The organism is Asanoa sp. WMMD1127, from assembly GCF_029626225.1.
Classification (GTDB): Bacteria; Actinomycetota; Actinomycetes; order Mycobacteriales; family Micromonosporaceae; genus Asanoa.
Genome location: NZ_JARUBP010000001.1, coordinates 5103585 through 5120821 on the forward strand (window position 1 = coordinate 5103585; position 17237 = coordinate 5120821).

Genomic DNA, 17237 nt, shown 5'->3' on the forward strand with positions numbered 1-17237 from the left:
GTGGACAGTCCTTATCGTTTATTGCCGGGTCGACATGTCGAATCTGCTGTGCCCTGGGAGTGGCCGAACGCGGCCAGCGCATCGAAGGAGGCCTTGGGTTCCCAGGGCAAGTGGGGATAGCGGGTGCCAGTGGTCCGCTCGAGGACCTTGACGATGCCGTAGCTGACCAGGTCGAGGTCATCCTCGAGGTGGCCACCGCGGTGAGGAAGGTCGTAACGGGCGAACGTATTGACGAATGCGGTGTGCACACCTGCGACGGCGAAGATTTCCAGCAGCTCCGAGACGTAACGGGCCTGTTCCTGCTCGTCGCGGATGTGCTGTCCGCGCAGTCGAAGCGGAGCGCCGCCAGGACCCCATTCGATGACCGAGTCGCCGCGTCCGCCCATGGCCGCGGCGCCACGGTATGTTGTGCATCCGAACTCGGTGACCGCGAACGGCTTACCCTGCGCGACGGCGTCGCGAATGCTGCTGGCAAACCCACCAGCGGTCTCCGCCGACCGGTAACCCGCGTCGGACGAGATGATGTCGAATGGCGTCCAGTCGACACCGTCGACGGGCAAAGAAGCGTAGCTGACTCTGCCACCGAACCTGGCGCGAACGACTCCGACGGCCTCGGCCAGGAAATCGTTGATCCGGGCTGGCACCTCGGGCACGGCCTTGCGCAGGCGGTCCGGCTGGCCGAGCAGCGCGAGCCGGTCATCCAGGGTTGGGCCTGGCAGGAACCCCGTGGTGAACAGGCTGAGTTCCGAACCCGTGAGGAGCACGACCTCGGCGCCACGCTTGCGGAGCCGCTCTGCGCGCTCGGCGCTCTCGGCGAGGAACTCGACCAACTCGTCTGGGCTCAGATCGCACGTGAATGGCGAGTACCAGACTTCGAGCCCGGCGTCGGCAGCGCATCGCGCCGCGAGCGCGAGCCGATCCTGATCACCGCCGGTGATGCGGACGGCGTCGCATCGAAGATCCCGGCGGATGATCTCCATCTCCTGCCGCACCACGTCAGGATCGAACGCTGTGCGTGTGCTCCGCCGACCACGGCCGACGAAGCCCGTGTCGTACGTGACGCCTGTCTGCATCTCGCCCCTTGTCTAGGCGGCGGGTGGGTGCCGCGCTGCTGTAGCGTACTGACCGTACCCTATTGCTCGGGAGGAGTCGGTGATGGTCGGCTGTTTGGCTCACGCCGCGTACCGCAAGGGCCCGGTTTGGCAGCTAGCCGGGACCGGGCGGGAGGACGGTCGCGCCGCACCGGCCGAAGGCGGCGCGGGAACGTGCGGTCGATGAAGGCCAAGCGGGATGCTGGCGCGTCCAAGGTGTCGTAGCTGCTGGTCAGTGTGCTGCTGCTGGGAATCGCCGACTCGATGGTGGGGCCCTATCTCGTGCTGTTCGGCACGAAGGAAGTTGGACTTTCGCCGTTGCGGGTCGGCATCTTCATGTCGCTCGTGGCGGCCAGCGGCCTGGTGTTGAGCGCATGGCTCGGCGGCCGGTACGACCGGTCGGCAAGCCGATGGCCAGCATTTGTCGCCGTGGTCGCCCCGGCGCTGGGCTATCTAGCCTTGGCCGAGGCCAGAAGCTACCCACTGTTGCTGTTCATCGCGGTGGGGTTGCTTGGCGCTGGCATGGCGGCCTTCGCGCAGTTGTTCACCCTGGCCCGGACCCATCTGGATCGGTCAGGGAGCACATCCGGTCGGCGCGGAACGCCGGCGCTCCGGTCGGTGTGGTCCGTAGCCTGGGCCATCGGCCCGCTCATCGGTGCGGCGGTGTTGGAGGCGCGGGGATTTCGGGGTCTGATGGGCCTGACCGCCCTGGCATTCGCACTCGTCAGCGTGCCGTTGCTGTTGCTCGGCGCGACACCGCCCGCCCCGGTTCGACTCGCGGCGCGCGACACCGATGGGCGCCTGAGGGCGCCGGTCCTGTTGGCGGCAGCGGCTTTCACGCTGTTCCACACTGCCATGCTCTCCGGTTCGGTCGTTCTGCCGTTGTTTCTGACCCGGACGCTGGACCGTGCTGACTCCGATGTCGGGCTGCTGTTCAGCGTGTGCGCACTGGTAGAGATCCCGGTGGCGCTGAGCCTCATGTTCCTGCCGGCGAAGGTTCGCAAGGAGCGGCTGATCGACATGGGCATGCTGCTGTTCGTCGCGTACTTCGCGCTCGTCGCGGTCAGTTCGAGCCTGCCCTCGCTCGTCGTCACCCAGGTGGCCCGGGGGGCGGCGATAGCCGTGGTCGGTGCGCTGGGCATCACGCACATGCAGGATCTCCTCCCACAAGCCACCGGCCGGGCAACCGCGCTGTTCGCCAACACCCTCGCGATCGGCTCGCTGGTCTCTGGAGTCCTGGCCGGCGCCGCGGCACAGCTGCTTGGCCACCGGCCAGCACTGCTACTGTGCGGCGTGCTCAGCGCAGTCGGATCCGGGCTGTTGATCGCCGGTCGTCGGGCGCCCTCGGGAACTGGTCCACGCACGGACGGCGCCCAGTGAGGCCGCGACCCAACCGGGACGAATGCCAGTTAAAGGACACCACTGCGGTACGCTTCGTACCGGAAGGGAAGCGCGTATGACAGAGCGTCCGCAGCCTGGCTCCGCGCCACCTCCGCGGCACGGGCCGAGCAGACGGCGGGGCGCGGCGTTGGAAGAGGCCATTCTCCGCGCCGCCATGGAAGAACTCACCACCAATGGTTATGCGGCTATGACAATGGAGCGCGTGGCTCAACGCGCCGGAACCAACAAGAACGCGATATACCGCCGCTGGCCGACGCGGGCTGCGCTCGGCATCGCGGCCTACACCCAGTTTGTCAGCACCAACACCCAGGTGCCCGATACCGGCAGCCTCCGCGGGGACGCGCTTGAACTACTCCGCCGGGCCAACAGCACTTTCGCCTCACCAATCGGAGGCATCCTGCGCGCCTTGCTGGCCGGAGCTCGCGACGACCCGTTGTTGCTCGCCCAGCTCCAGGAACGCACAGCCGACGCGGGAAGCGCCCCCTGGCTGACGATTCTGGCCCGCGCGGTGGCCCGCGGCGAACTTCGACCGGAAGCGCTGCATCCCCGCGTCGCGACCGTCGCCGTCGTGCTGCTGCGTGACGAGTTCATCACCCGTGGATATCCCGCCGTCCCCAACAGCGTCCTCGCCGATATCCTCGACGAGGTTTACCTCCCGCTCCTCCGCGGCCGCGGCACCGCTCACCCACCTGATCCGTCCGGCTAGGCCCCGGCGCTGGGTACGCCAAGGTCCCGGTAGAGCCGGTGGGCCTCCATCTCGAGTCGTCGTGCTTTCGGATCCCCCGCATGTTCCGCCGCAACGGCGAGCGCCATCAGCGCACGCGCCCGCAGCGCGGGCACCTGCTCGTCAGTCCAGTAGCGCAGGGAGCGTTCGAGAAGGTCGACGGCGTCGTCGGCACCGTGTCGGGCGCCGATCTCACCCAGCGTGAGGTCGGTGAGGGCAAGACCCCAGTAGTTCATTCGGTCGCGGAACATGGTCGCTGCCGCGGACAGCGCTTTCTCGGCGTCCGCCCGCCGCCCGGGCGACTGGGCGAGTGCCTCGCCGAGGACGCGTAGGCTTTGCGCCGCGCCGATTGGATCACCGATGCGGGTGAACAGCTCAGCGGCCGTCTCGGCCGCCTGCTCCGCCTCCCGTCTGCGGCCGGCGGGGAGAAGCGCGCCGGCGAGCACCCGCAAGGTGTACGCCTCGGCAAACAGGTCGTTTTCCGACCGCGCGATGTCTCGTGCGGTCCGGATCAGCGCCACGGCTGCGGCGGACTCGCCCTTCTGCCGCAGCACGAAGCCCAGATTGGTCAGCGCGAGGGCTTCGGTCGATCGCCGATCGACGCGACCTAACTCCTCGACCGCGTTGCGCAGCTCAGTTTCGGCTTCGGCGAGATGACCACTCAGCGCGAGCACGAAACCGATTTCCTTACGGGTCATCGCCGCTCCGGCCCGGTCGTCGACTTCCACCGCGAGCGAATGCGCTTCCCGTAGGGTTGACAATGCCGCCTGCTGGTCGTCGAGCTCGACCAGGCATCCGCCGAGCCCGCGCAGCATCGACGCCTCTCGACGACGGTCGCCGGTGCGGCGGCAACACCGTAACGCGGTGAGCATTGTGCGACGCCAGTCGTCGTAGTAGCCGCGCAGCTCGAAGAAGTCGGCGCTCGCCCCGGTGATGGCCTGGGCCAGACCGGACAGGCCGGCATCGGCGCAATGGTCGACGATGGTGACCAGCGCCTCGCGTTCCGACTCGAACCAATCTCTCGGATTCGCCTCGGCCAGGATCACGGCTCGGGAGTCGAGTGCCGCTGCCGGTTGGTCGCCGTCGTCGAGATGCAGCCGCTCACAGTGCAGGCGATCGCGGGCTTTCCGAACCAGGGCGAGCCAGCCCTCCGCGGCCCGAGCCAGCGCGCTCGTCCAACGCCCGGGGTCGTTCTCAGCCGCCTGTCGTTCTGCCGCGTACAGCCGGGTGATCTCGTGGAGCCGGTAGCGGCGGTGGCCGACACTGTCCGGGCCGAGGTCGTCCAACAGCCGGGCGTCGACCAGTTCCTCAATTACGGAATCACCGATGCTCGGTTCGAGGCCAAGCATCGCTGTGACGAGCCATCCTGGAACGTTTGCCATGTCCAGTCGACCGAGGAGCGCGAATGCGTCGGCGGCGGTGGGCGACAGGCTCTTGTAAGCCAGCTCGAGTCCTGGTCGCACGGCAAGATCGCCGTGGCGCAGTTCGTCGAGCCGGTGCTGTGCGGCCGCCAATCGCTCCGTCAGCGCCGCGACGGTCCAATGCGGCCGTGCGGCGAGGCGCGCCGCGGCGATGCGGACCGCCAACGGCAACCCGCCGCAGATCCGCACGAGCTCCTTCGCTGCCGCCGGCTCGGCCCGCACTCGTTCTGTGCCGGCGACCCGGCACAGCAGGTCGACCGCGGCGGCGGTCGGCAGTGGGGACAGGTCGATGCTGGTCGCACCGGGCAGCCCGGTCAGCGGCATGCGGCTGGTGACCAGCACGGCGGTGGAGCCGATCGGCATGAACGGCTCGACTTGGCGGTAACCGCGTGCGTCGTCGAGCACGAGCAACATGCGCCGGCTCGCCAGACGTGTCCGTAGGAGCCCGACTCGCTCGTCGACGCCCGCCGGCAGCGCGGACCGGTCGGTGCCGAGGTCCCGCAGCAGGCGGCCCAACACGTCGACTGGTGCGATCGCGTGGCCGCCGGCGTCCTGCAGCGCTACGTAGAGGTGCCCGTCCGGAAACCACGCGGAGACCCGATGGCTGGCGTGCACCGCCAGCGCCGTCTTTCCCGCGCCCGCCGGTCCGGACAGCACGACGAGCTTGGCTGGTGCGGAGTTCGGGTCGAGCACGCTCTGGATCAATGAGATCTCGTCCTGGCGAGCGACGAAGTCCGATAGGTCCGCCGGCAGCTGGCGCGGCGTTTTCGTGGCCGGGCTCGGGAAGCCGGCCGGCCGGGTAGCCGGCTGGTCGCGGTCGGGCCGGCTGTCCCAGAAGAGCGCGCGGCCGGCGCTCGCGAACTCCTCCAGCGTTGCTCCGGTCAGGTCGAGCGCATTCGCGAGCTGCTCCACCGTGCGGAGGCGTGGGCTGCGTCCGCCCTCCATCGCTCCCACAGAACGCGAGGTGATTCCAGCCCGTTCCGCAAGCTCCTCCTGAGTCAGGTGACGGTGCAGCCGATGCCGTCGCAGCAGCACAGCGAAATTCTCCTGCAGCTCGGTGAGCTGCCCATTATCGTCAGGATCACGGCTGACCCGCATTTCACGCCGGCCGGCATCGCGTCGACCGGCTCACCGCCGCCGTGGCCGGTGCGGGCGACAGGCCCGTGCCGTCAATCGTCCTCGTGCCCCACATGCGCGTCCCCCCGTGAGTCCCGTGCCATACGGTACGAACTGTACCCTATCTTGAGCATGCGCGTCTCAGTCGGGCCTCAGCTGCGGGTAACGCACCACTTCGGTGTGCTGTGCTTGCCAACGTCGGACGCAACGTCCAGTCGGATGTCCTGGCATCGAGCGCCATCGTGGGTTGCATGTATTCACGACCCTGTCGCTCCGCGACGAAACCGCGACCGTCCCGCCGGCGGATCAGCTGCGGGCGCTCGTCATCGCGGAACCCGTCGGGCCTCGATGAGCGTCCGAGTCGAGTGGGCTACGAACTGCCCGTGCGCACGGATGTGAGCGTCGAGGCGATGCAGCGCCTGGCGGTGACCGTCGACCGTGAAATCGGGCACCCACCAGACGCATTTCCGAAGCAGGTAGACGATCGCGCCGATGTCGAAGAACGTCATCCGGCAGCGGGCGGTGCGCAGGCGGACGACGCGCAAGCCGGCCGACTCCGCCGCCGCGGCCTCCCGCTGCGGATCCCGGTCGTGCCGCTGGCGTGGCAGCGGGCCGCGGAACTGCTCGATAAGTTCGAAGGCGGACGCCGGCCCCACGTGTTGGGCCAGGTAGGTGCCGTCGTCGACCAGGACCCGTGCGATCTCGATCCAGTTCGGACGCACCGGATGGCGGCTGCTGACCAGCTCGAAACTCGCGTCGGAGAAGGGCAGGGCGGCGCCTTGCTCGAGCGGAACGACCTCCACTCCGCGAGGCGTCAACAACTCCCGGGCCCGTTCCACGTTAGGCGGCCAGCCCTCGGTAACGGCGGTTCTCCCGGGAAGCCGTGGCGCGCCGTTGACGACTTCGCCGCCTCCGGTGTCGATGTCGAGCGCTGAGGAGACTTCCGCCAACCGCGTCGCGAGCAAACGGGAATATCCCCACGGTGGCCTTTCCTCAGTCGCCCGACCGTCGAGCCAGTCGAAGCTCCAGCCGGACACGTCCACGGAGGCCGCCTCGGCAACCAGATCATCGAAAGTACGCACGCCAACATCCTTTCGTGAAGGTCAATCCAATTCCGCGGACGGCGGCGAAGACCGTCGGGACGACGGGAACGTCCGATGCGGTGACGGCGAACGGAAGTCCTCCCCGCGCTTCGCGCCGGGAGGACTTCCGTTGCGGATCTTTAGTTCCACTCGAACTCGCGCTGCATGCTCACCACCCCCTAGCGCGTGGCGCCGGCCTGAAGAACCGCGGCCGGCGAGACTCGCACCATCAGACCGTGGTCCGGCCCGGCGAGCCAGGACGCCCGACTCGACGTTTCGGCCGACGTCGCGTCGAGGTGCTACCGCCCGGCGTCCCCGAACGGCAAGCGAGCCCGCAATTCGAAGACGGGTGCGTCGCGCCGAACAGTGAGAGTGCCGCCAAGGTCGGCGCCCCGGGCCGCACGACCGGCCAGTCCGGTTCCGCGGCTGACGGAGGAGTGGCAACTCGGCGCGCGAGGCGCTGTCGTTCCGCGTCGCGCGCCCGGGTTCCTTGCGATCGGCTGGCGAATACTGGCCACTGAGTCGCGACGAGCCCCGCGAGGGCTATACCGTCCTGCCGGTGCCTATTCGTTGGACGCTCGAATACCCGACGTAATACCGAGGACAGCGGTGGACCCCAACAGTGATACGCCTGGCCTCTCAGGCTGGGCGCGGCTGGGAAAGAGGACGCCACCAGCGATTGTTATCGAGTTCGGCAACGATCTAACGGCCCTCGGGTGGGTGACGGAACTCATGGTCGCGGGCTCGCTGGCTACCGGCGACTACCTGCCACACATCAGCGATCTCGATCTGGTCGCACTTGTCGACGGGCCCGTCGACATCGGTCGACAGGCTGCGTTGACTGCGCTTCATCGTCGCCTGGACGACGGGAGGGGCGCCGGGTTGAATCTGGGCTGCGTGTACGTCGACACCGACAGCATTTCGCGGGTCGAGACGCTGCACCTGATGTGGACCCATGGGCACCTCACGCATCGGACGCTCTCCGGCATCACCAGAGAGGAACTGGTCCTGCACGGTTACTCGGTTTTCGGTCGCCAGCCCCGCGACGTCCTCCCACCCATGTCCGCCGCGGACATTCGCGCCGCCGCCCGGGCCGAACTCACCGGATACTGGAATTGGGCAGTTAAGCGACCGTGGATCTGGCTCGATCCCACCATTGCTGATCTTGGCCTCACGTCCATGGCTCGTGGTCGGTACGCGTTGTACAACGGTGAACTGCTGACCAAGACACAAGCGATCAGACACGCGCACGCTCCGAGCTGGTTGGTCGATCAACTCACTGCGAGACGCCAAGGGATCTCCGTCTCTTCGCCTCGCATCCGCACGGCCTTCATCGCGTGGCGAGACGCCCGACGGACCGTCGCCTACGCCAAGCGCGCCCAGAGATACCCGCCGCCGCTCCAACCGACCCCCTCGCACTGACGGCGGAGAGTTCAGCACCACGGGCCCGCATAGGACCGATGTCGCGTTCATGTCGCCCTGGTGATCCCGACCGCCAAACTGTGTGGCGGCTTGATCTTCCTTCCGGCGACGGCGTGCAGGCGCTCTCAACCAGGCCACGCGACGAATCGCGATCAAGTGTTCAGGTATCGCAGTCTCGCTCGGATTCCCAGGGAGTGAATCGCTCCGTCCGAGCACGAAAGGGAGAAATTGTGAGACTCAAGGGAGGGGCGCTGATCGTCGGCGCTCTTGCCGTGGCGTTGACCGCCGCGGGTTGTTCAGAGACAACGTCCGGTGGCGACAGCGACACGCAGAAGGCCAAGACGCAGACGGGTTCGATCTCCTACGAGGCCGCCGACAACACTGGCCCGGCCAAGGCCGTCGATGGCGCCACCAGGGGCGGCACCATCACGGTCCTGCTGAACTCGGACTTCGAGCACCTCGACCCGGCCCGTAACTACGTCAATCTGCAGCAGCTGACCGGCAGTCTGATCTACCGGTCGCTCAACGGTTACCAGGAGGACGGCAGCGGCAAGATGACGCTGGTCGGCGACCTGGCCACCAACCCGGGCACCGACGTCAACAAGGACTGCAAGGTCTGGGAGTTCAAGCTCCGCGACGGCCTGAAGTACGAGGACGGCTCGGCGGTCACCTCGAAGGACGTCGCCTACGGTCTGGCCCGTAGCTTCGCCCCCGAGCTCAACGAGGGTTCGCACTACATCCAGCAGTGGCTCTACCCGGGTGGCACCTACAACGCCTCCTACAAGGGCCCCTACGAGGGTGGCCAGATGCCGGCCGGCGTCGAGACCCCGGACGACAAGACCATCAAGTTCACCTTCGCGGCTCCGCACTGCGACATGCCGTACGCGGCCGCGCTGCCGGCGACCGCGCCGGTTCCGCAGGCGAAGGACACCAAGGGTCAGTACGATCTGCGTCCGTTCTCCTCGGGCCCGTACAAGGTCAAGAGCTACACCCGTGACAACCTGCTCGAGCTCGAGCGCAACCCCAACTGGGACGCCAACACCGACCCGATCCGCACCGCTTACCCGGACAGTATGAAGTTCTCGTTCGGTCTCGAGCAGCAGCAGATCGCGGAGCGGCTCGTCGCTGACGCGCCGGCCGACCAGATGTCGCTGACCTGGGGTGACACGCCTCCGGCCGTCCTGCCTCGCACCACCGCCGCAGGTGTCGCGGAGCGGGTCGCCAAGGGCCCGACGCAGTACGTCTGGTACCTGGGTGTCAACAACCAGCGGATCAAGGACAAGAAGATCCGTGAGGCGCTCTACTACGGCCTCGACCGCGACGCGGCGCTTAAGGCGATCGGTGGCACCTCGGCCGGCACGCCGGCCAGCACGCTGATGTCCCCGACCACCGCGGGCTTCGAGAAGTACGACGCCTACAACGCTCCGGCGACCGGTGACGTCAACAAGGTCAAGGAGATCCTCGGCGGCACCACCCCGCCGCCGCTGGTGCTCGCCCACAGCAACACCCCGCTTCGCACGGCGCAGGCCGAGGCGATCCGGGCCAGCCTGGTCAAGGCCGGCTTCCAGGTGACGCTCAAGGCGATCGAGGCGACCAGCTACTACGACGAGGTTGGCCGGAAGAACACTCCGTTCGACCTGTACCTGCACGGTTGGGGCTCGGACTGGCCGACCGGTTCGACGATCATCCCGCCGCTGTACGACAGCCGCGAGATCGTCGACGAGGGCAACCAGAACCTGGCCTACTTCGCCGAGCCGACCGTCGACGCGGAGATCGACCGGATCAAGACCCTGCCGGCCGCCGAGCAGGACGCCGCGTGGATGGCTCTCGACAAGAAGATCATGACTGACTACTTGCCCGAGATCCCGGCCTACTACGACGCCACTCACGAGCTGTTCGGCTCGAAGGTCGGCAATGCCTTCCTGAGTGACGCGTTCGGCGCCATCCAGGTCAGCAAGATCTACGTCAAGCAGTAGAGAAGCGCCGTCACCGAGCGGGGTGTCGGTGGTCTCCGAGTGGAAGCCACCGGCACCCCCGTCTCGTTGGCATCACCTCAGCGCCGCCTCAATCGCACCTCAGTGTCGTAGGCCACCCTGAACCCTCGTCCGGACCGAACAGCCCGTTCGCGAGGGATCGCAGGGAGGAACTTCACGTGGTGGGCTGCCCCACTCCATCGACACTCCACTTTGGCATTCTCGGTCCGGTGCGCGCGACAGGACCGCAGGGGCCTGTTGCCGTGGGCGGAGTCAAAAGCCAGAGCATCCTCGCGGCGCTCCTGCTGGAGGCCAACCGCGTGGTGCCGATGCAGCGCCTCATCGCCGCAGCCTGGGACGACGATCCCCCCGCCGGCGCGCAGACCCAGGTCCGCAACAGAATCTCCGCCCTACGACGTGCGTTCCGGGATGTCGAAGCGGCGACGGAGGTCATCGTCACCAGCGGGTCAGGCTACGCGCTGCGGACACCGGAACAACGATTCGACCTTGGGACCTTCGAGGCCGAGCTCGCCCGCGCCCGCTTCCTGCGCTCGGCCGGGGATGCGCCGCGAGCGCGGGAGGCGCTCGCCGACGCGCTGGGCCTGTGGCGAGGTTCCACGCTGGACGGGTTGACCGCACCACTCATGGTGGAGGCGGCGGAGCGGATCGACCAACGCCGGATGGGCGCGGTCGAGGTGCGCATCGAACTGGACCTGGAACTCGGCCGCGCGGCGGAGCTCGTGCCCGAACTGACCGAACTGACAGTCGAGAACCCGTACCGCGAGGGTCTGCACGCGCTGCTCATGCTCGCTCTTCACCGAGCCGGTCGACAAGCCGAAGCGATGGCGGTGTTTCGCCGCATCCGTCGCGAGTTGGTCGATCAGCTGGGCGTCGAGCCGGGTCCCGAACTCCAGCGGCTGCACCGAGCGCTGCTGGACGGCGGGCCGGTGACCCTGTCGAAGGCTGCGCCGTCTCGGCCGGCGATGGCCGTCGAACCGGCCCGCACGGTCGTCCCTCGTGAGCTTCCGGCGGCCGTTCCAGGTTTCGCCGGGCGCCACGCGGCGCTGCACCTGCTGCGGCAACGGCTTCCTCAGCCGTCCGCACCCACCACCCTCACCGTGATCACGGGGATCGCGGGAATTGGCAAGACGGCCCTCGCGGTGAAATGGGCACACGAGATGGCGACCGCGTTCCCCGACGGTCACGTCTACCTCGATCTGCGCGGGGACTCGCTGAACCGGCCGATGGACAGCGGCGAAGCGCTGGGGCGCCTGCTTCGCTCGCTCGGCGTGTCCGCCGAGGCGATTCCTGTCGACGTCGCCGAGGCAGCCAACCGGTTCCGCTCCGTCGTCTCCGGTCGACGCGTGCTGCTGCTGCTCGACAATGCTGTGTCAGAGGATCAGGTGCGGCCATTGCTGCCAGGAAACAGCGGGTCCGTTGTGCTGGTCACCAGCCGGAGCCAGTTGACCGGCCTGGTCACGCGCGAAGGGGCGGCGGCGATCCCGCTGCACGGACTCACCGGGGGCGAGGCCCAGGAGGTGCTGACGCACTTGGTGGGTGCGCAGCGGGTGCACGCCGAAGCCCACGCGGCCGGCGAGTTCGCGAAGCTCTGCGGAGGGGTGCCATTGGCGATTCGAAGCGCTTCGGCAACGCTGATTCGCCACCACGACCTGACCATCGCGTCCCAAGTCGAGGTTATGCGCGTCGCGGCGGAACGCGAGCCGTTCGACGCGGTGACCGGGTCGTCCCTCGCGTGAGCCGAGGCGACGAGGTTGTGGTGGACCGACGGGCAAACCCCCCAACCCGCCGATCCACCGCTGGTCGCGACCCGCCACGAAGGGAGGGATCGGGCCGCGAGCGCCGTGCTGGTCCTGTGAAGGGGACAGAGGCCAGCACCGCGTTCGTCGATTTCTTTGACGTCATCTCTTCAGTTACTCGGAAACGTACAAGGGGTGGTCATCGATTCATCATCGGTCGCTCATCGCGCGCGATCGAACAGGCGCCCGGGGGCAGCCCAAAGTTCCGGTGCAATGTCCGGTTGAACATCCTGGTGTCTCTCGGCCGGTTGCGATCAGATGGGTCGGGCCCCGCCGGCTGCGGATCGTCGCTCCGGCTTCGACCGGTCGCGAGGAGTACGGCATGTGGCAGCCCGGTCCGGTGGACGACCGCCTGCTTGTTCGTCTCGAGACGATCCCGTCGCATCTGCGGCCGGTCCTCCTCACGCTGCTGTCTGGAGCGACCGATGCCACCGCATGTCATCGGCTCAGCATGTCGGCACGCACCTACAGCCGTCGACTGGCGGAGTTGTCCGACTACTTCGAGGCCCGGAGCCGGTTCCAACTGGGAGTGAAGGTCGGCCTTTCGGGACTGGTCGTTCCGGCCGAGGTCCGGAGCGGCCGCCGTGACGGGGAAACGCGGCGCCCGTCTGATCCGGTCGACGAATGCCGGGTTGAACCACGGCCTGGTCGACGAACAGTGCTTCGCGACCCGGTTGGCGATAGATCGCGACATGTCGAGTAGGCGACGCCGGGCACTATAGCTCCCCACCGCGTGGGATCCGGCGCGGGTCCACCTCCTACACAGGACTGTCGCCGCCGAGCGTCATTCTTCGCCCGAGGTTGCGTCGCTGAGCGACTGCTTTTCACCGTCTTAGACCCTAGGTTTACGCCCGTCACCATCGATGATCATTACGGGGCAGGTTCATATGGCAGGTTTCCGCAAGCTGCGTGGATCAGGACGTCGACTCGGGGCGCTCGGCTCCGCACTACTGGTCACCGGTCTTCTGGCCGGACCGGCGCCGGCGGCGTCGGCCGCTCGCGGCGGGCCGGCCTGCGCGGCGGAGGCGGTCGACCCGGCTGCGGCGGTCGCGCTGGCCGCCGCCTGCGATCGCCGGGTCGAAGTGCGCTCCGCCCGCACTGAGACGACCCGGGTCTTCGCCGACCCGGACGGCAGCGGTGTCGTCGAGCAGTACGCGCAGCCGCAGCGAGTCCGCCGCGCCGACGCCTCGTGGGTGGCCCTGGACACCACCCTGACGACCACCAAGGACGGTCTTCTGGTGCCCAAGGCGGCGGCAGTCGACGTGTCGTTCTCCGGCGGCGGCGCGGGCCCGCTGGTGCGGGCCCGACGCGACGGTCACGAGGTCAGCCTGACCTGGCCGGCCGGTCCGCTGCCGAAGCCGAGGATCGAGGGCGCCAGCGCGGTGTATCCCGACGTCCATCCTGGCGTGGACCTCGTCGTCACGGCCTTGAAGACCGGGTTCCGCGAGGTCCTGGTCGTGAAGAACCGCGCGGCGGCGGCTGACCCGGCGCTGCGCCGGGTCACCTTCGGCACCGCGCTCCGCGGACTTCGGTGGGACCGGACCGGCGATGGCATGGCTGCTGTCGACAAGGACGGCAGAGCCGTTCTCGCCGCCTCCGGGCCACGGATGTGGGACTCCGCCGCAGACGACGGAGCGGCGGCCGCCGACGGATCCCGCGCGCACAGCTCGACGGACCGCCCGGCCCTGGGCGCCAGGAACGCCGCGATGCCGGTGACCATCGACGGCGGGACGCTCGCCTTCACGCCGGACCTGGGCCTGCTGGCCGACCCGGCGACGGTGTACCCGGTCTACCTCGACCCCACGGTGACGTACAGCTCCTGGACGATGATCAACTCTCGGCACAGCAGCCAGTCCTACTGGAGCTACGACAAGAAGGACTGTCCTGGCAACTACACCGGTGAGTGCGCGAAGGTGGGCTACACCGACTCCGGCACGACCATGACGTACCGCTCGATGTGGCAGTTCCCCACCTCGTCCTTCCGCGGCAAGCAGATCCTGGACGCGCAGTTCTCGATCGACCTGCTCTACTCGTGGGAGTGCGCCAAGAGCACGACCGAGCTGCGAACGGTCAGCTCGACCCTCAGCTCGGGCACGACATGGAGCAACACCGCCGGTCGCTGGAGCGGCAGCAACGCCGCCACGGTTTCCAACGAGTCGTGCGACGGCGCGCGCACGCCGACCGAGTTCGCGATCAAGTCGCTGATCACCGGCATCGCGGCCGGCTCCGCCACCTACACCACGCTCGGCCTGAAGGCCGCCACCGAGAGCAGCCACGCCGGTTGGAAGAAGTTCGACGCCGACACCGCCCGGCTGGTCGTCTCCACCAACACGGTCCCCGGCGTGCCAACCGCTGTGACGGTGGACAACAAGGCCTGCGCGACGGGCGCGGGTCGGCCGTTCACCTCGACCGCCACGCCCAGCCTGCGGGCCCGCGTCCAGGACGGCGACGGCAACTCGCTGACCGCATCGTTCGAGTGGGCCCGTGTGCGGAGCAACGGCAGCTACGGTCCGACGTCCGATCCGCGTACGCAGTCCCGCGTCGCTTCCGGCAGCACAGCGCTGGTGACGCTGCCGGCCGGCGTGCTGGACAAGGGTGACCAGCTGGTCGGCACCGGCGACTGGGACGCGGACGGGGCCCCTGATGTGATCGTCCGCGACCCGAACGGATACCTCTACCTGTTGCCGGCCAAGGGCAGCACGCTGACCTCGCGGGTACTGATCGGCACCGGCTGGTCGCCCTACACCTTCGCCGGCATCGTCGACTGGGACGGTGACGGCCATCGCGACATCGTCGCCAGGGACTCCGCCGGCGTGCTCTGGCTCTATCCCGGGCAGAGCACCCGGAGCGCCCCGGGGATCCCGCGGGTGCAGATCGGGGATGGCTGGAGCTCCTGGACGTTCGCGGGGATCACCGACTGGGATCGTGATTCGCACCAGGACCTGGTGGCCCGCGACTCGGCCGGCCTGCTGTGGCTCTTCCCGGGCAGGGGAGGGCGGGCCGCCATCGTCGCGGCGGACCGGGTCCAGCTGGGAACCGGCTGGGCCAACTGGACATTCCAGGGGACGATCGACTGGGACCGCGACGGCAACCCGGATGTGGTGGCCAAGGACAGCACGGGCAACCAGTTTCTCTACGTCGGCAACGGACGACGGGCGGCGTTCACCCCGTACGTCCGTTATCAGATCGGTTCCGGTTGGACCAGCTACACCGCGCTGACCACGTCGGACATGAACGCCGACGGCAAGGCCGACCTCGTCGCACACAACGGGATCACCAACTGGTACGGCTATCCGGGCAGCGGCGGCCACACCGTCGGCGGCGCCAGGTGGACGGTCGGCAGCGTCGGCATCTCGGACGGGGTGTACGCCTTCCGGGCCAAGGCCACCGACGCCTACGCACCCGGCGGCTACTCGGGCTGGTGCGAGTTCGAGGTGGACCAGACCAATCCGTTCCCGCCGAGCATCACCTCGGACGTCTACCACTCCGACCCGGCCGACTGCCCCGCGCAGGGCTGCGGTTCTGTCGGGCAGACAGGGCGCTTCACCTTCGGCAGTGGTTCACCCGACGTGGTCTCCTACAAGTGGGGCTTCTCGGACCCACCGTCGACCACCGTGAGCCCGGCCGCCCCCGGTGGCAGCGTGACGGTGGAATGGACGCCGCCCACCGGTGGGTCCAAGACGCTGTACGTGCACGCCGTCGACCGCGCGGGCCGGTTCGCGCCGCAGGTCCACCAGTTCGTCGTGGCGCCACCCACCCCGGCGCTGGCGCGGTGGTTGCTCAACGAGCCGACGGGTGAGGCCGCGTTGGCCGACGACACCGGAAACGGTCACGCGCTGTTGGCGCACGGCACGCCGACGGCCGGCCCGAGCCGGATCATCGACCCAATCACGACCGCGCTGCGGTTCGACGGTGTCGACGACTACGCGGCCACCGGAACGCCGGTGCTGGCCGACTCGAGCCGCAGCTTCACGGTCATCGGCTGGGCCCGACTGGGCGACAAGACCGCCAACCGCACCGTGATCAGTCAGGCCGGCGCGAACACCAGCGCCTTCCTGCTCGAGTACGAGAAGACCCAGGACGTCTGGAAGTTCACCACCACGTCGGCCGACGTCAACCTGCCGACCTATCGGGCGGCGATGTCGCCCGGCGGCGCTCCGCGGGTCGGGGTCTGGACCCACCTGGCCGGCGTCTACGACTCGGCGTCCGGTGAGGCCAAGCTCTACGTCGACGGGGTGCTCGTTTCCACCGCCGCCGGCGTGACCACGTGGGACGCGGATCGTGAGACGCGGGTCGGCGGGTTCTCGCCGGCGCAGTGGGCAGGGTCGCTGGCCGAGGTGCAGGTGTGGGATCGCGTGGTCTCGGCGGCAGAGGTCGCCGAACTGGTCGACCCGGTCTCGCGCTCACTGATCGGTCGCTGGGACCTGGAGGACGTCGGTCCCGGGCCGAGCTTCGACGGCTCCAACTACGGCCACGACCTGTCGTTCCGCGGCGGCGCGAAGATCCCGCCGAGCGGGTCCGGTCACACCGGCACCGGCCTGCTGCTCGACGGTGTGGACGACTACGCCGAGACCGACGGGCCGGTGCTGCAGACCGACCAGTCCTTCACGATCTCCGCTTGGGCCTATCTGCCCACGGGGGTCACCGGCAACCGGACCGTGGTGGCTCAACGCGGTGCGGTGGAGAGCGGCGTCTTCCTCAAGTACGAGGCCAGCAACGGCGCGTGGAACTGCACCTACGGCGATGTGGACAACACCACCGGCACCGGGACGGTGGCCGCGTCGACGGGCGCTGCGAGCAAGGGCGTCTGGACCCAGCTGACCTGCGTCTACGACGCGCAGGCCAGAACTCTCACGTTGTACGTGAACAAGGCGTTGCAGCGCACCGTCGGGGTGCCCAATCCGTGGCACGCGAACGGCCCGCTGATGTTGGGTCGACTCCAGTGGCGCGCGGGCATGATCGAGCACTGGTCCGGCTCGGTCGACGAGGTTCGGGTCTATCAGGGCGTGATCCGTGATCTCACCCGGATTCCCTAGCGCGTTCCGGTCGACCACTTCTCATACCAGCATCCTTGGGAGAAAGGCTGTGCGTCGCGTGCCCAGTTTCGCGAGTTCAGTTTCAGGGAGGGCCGTCAGGCGGGCCGGCGCGGTCATCGCCGGCGCCGTCGTGATGGTGTCCATGGTGCACGTG

General features: G+C 68.4%; 9 protein-coding genes. 6 read left to right on the top strand and 3 right to left on the bottom strand.

Annotated features, from left to right (window positions below; all coding sequences use genetic code 11):
• Positions 1-11: 11 nt before the first annotated feature.
• Positions 12-1073, bottom strand: a complete 1062-nt coding sequence (locus O7635_RS24550; RefSeq protein ID WP_278082815.1) for a hypothetical protein — start codon at positions 1071-1073, stop codon at positions 12-14.
• A 255-nt stretch (positions 1074-1328) separates the two neighbouring features.
• Here O7635_RS24550 and O7635_RS24555 point away from each other — a divergent pair, with 255 nt between their 5' ends.
• Together O7635_RS24555 and O7635_RS24560 are read left to right on the top strand one after the other, a co-directional pair.
• Positions 1329-2471, top strand: a complete 1143-nt coding sequence (locus O7635_RS24555) for a sugar efflux transporter (protein WP_278082816.1) — start codon at positions 1329-1331, stop codon at positions 2469-2471.
• 148 nt (positions 2472-2619) lie between these two features.
• Positions 2620-3198: a TetR/AcrR family transcriptional regulator gene (locus O7635_RS24560; protein ID WP_278082817.1), complete on the top strand. Its 579-nt coding sequence runs from the start codon at positions 2620-2622 to the stop codon at positions 3196-3198.
• On the opposite strand, the gene O7635_RS24565 is transcribed toward O7635_RS24560, so the two are convergent.
• Positions 3195-5672, bottom strand: coding sequence for a helix-turn-helix domain-containing protein (locus tag O7635_RS24565; RefSeq protein WP_278082818.1), 2478 nt, complete (start codon positions 5670-5672; stop codon positions 3195-3197). The two genes, O7635_RS24560 and O7635_RS24565, sit on opposite strands and share 4 nt — an antisense overlap.
• A 404-nt stretch (positions 5673-6076) precedes the next feature.
• On the bottom strand, positions 6077-6835 hold the full coding sequence (locus O7635_RS24570) for an SAM-dependent methyltransferase (protein WP_278082819.1): 759 nt from the start codon (positions 6833-6835) through the stop codon (positions 6077-6079).
• Between the two features lie 732 nt (positions 6836-7567).
• Between O7635_RS24570 and O7635_RS24575 the strand changes: the two genes are divergently transcribed.
• The 4 genes from O7635_RS24575 (at position 7568) to O7635_RS24590 (ending at position 17083) form a co-directional block, all read left to right on the top strand.
• A complete protein-coding gene (locus O7635_RS24575; RefSeq protein ID WP_278085569.1) occupies positions 7568-8257 on the top strand; it encodes a nucleotidyltransferase domain-containing protein in 690 nt (229 codons plus the stop codon).
• Positions 8258-8487: 230 nt separating this feature from the next.
• Positions 8488-10233, top strand: coding sequence for an ABC transporter substrate-binding protein (locus O7635_RS24580; RefSeq protein WP_278082820.1), 1746 nt, complete (start codon positions 8488-8490; stop codon positions 10231-10233).
• A 227-nt stretch (positions 10234-10460) separates the two neighbouring features.
• Positions 10461-11987, top strand: coding sequence for an AfsR/SARP family transcriptional regulator (locus tag O7635_RS24585; RefSeq protein WP_278082821.1), 1527 nt, complete (start codon positions 10461-10463; stop codon positions 11985-11987).
• Positions 11988-12934: 947 nt separating this feature from the next.
• On the top strand, positions 12935-17083 hold the full coding sequence (locus O7635_RS24590; RefSeq protein ID WP_278082822.1) for a LamG-like jellyroll fold domain-containing protein: 4149 nt from the start codon (positions 12935-12937) through the stop codon (positions 17081-17083).
• Positions 17084-17237: the final 154 nt, after the last annotated feature.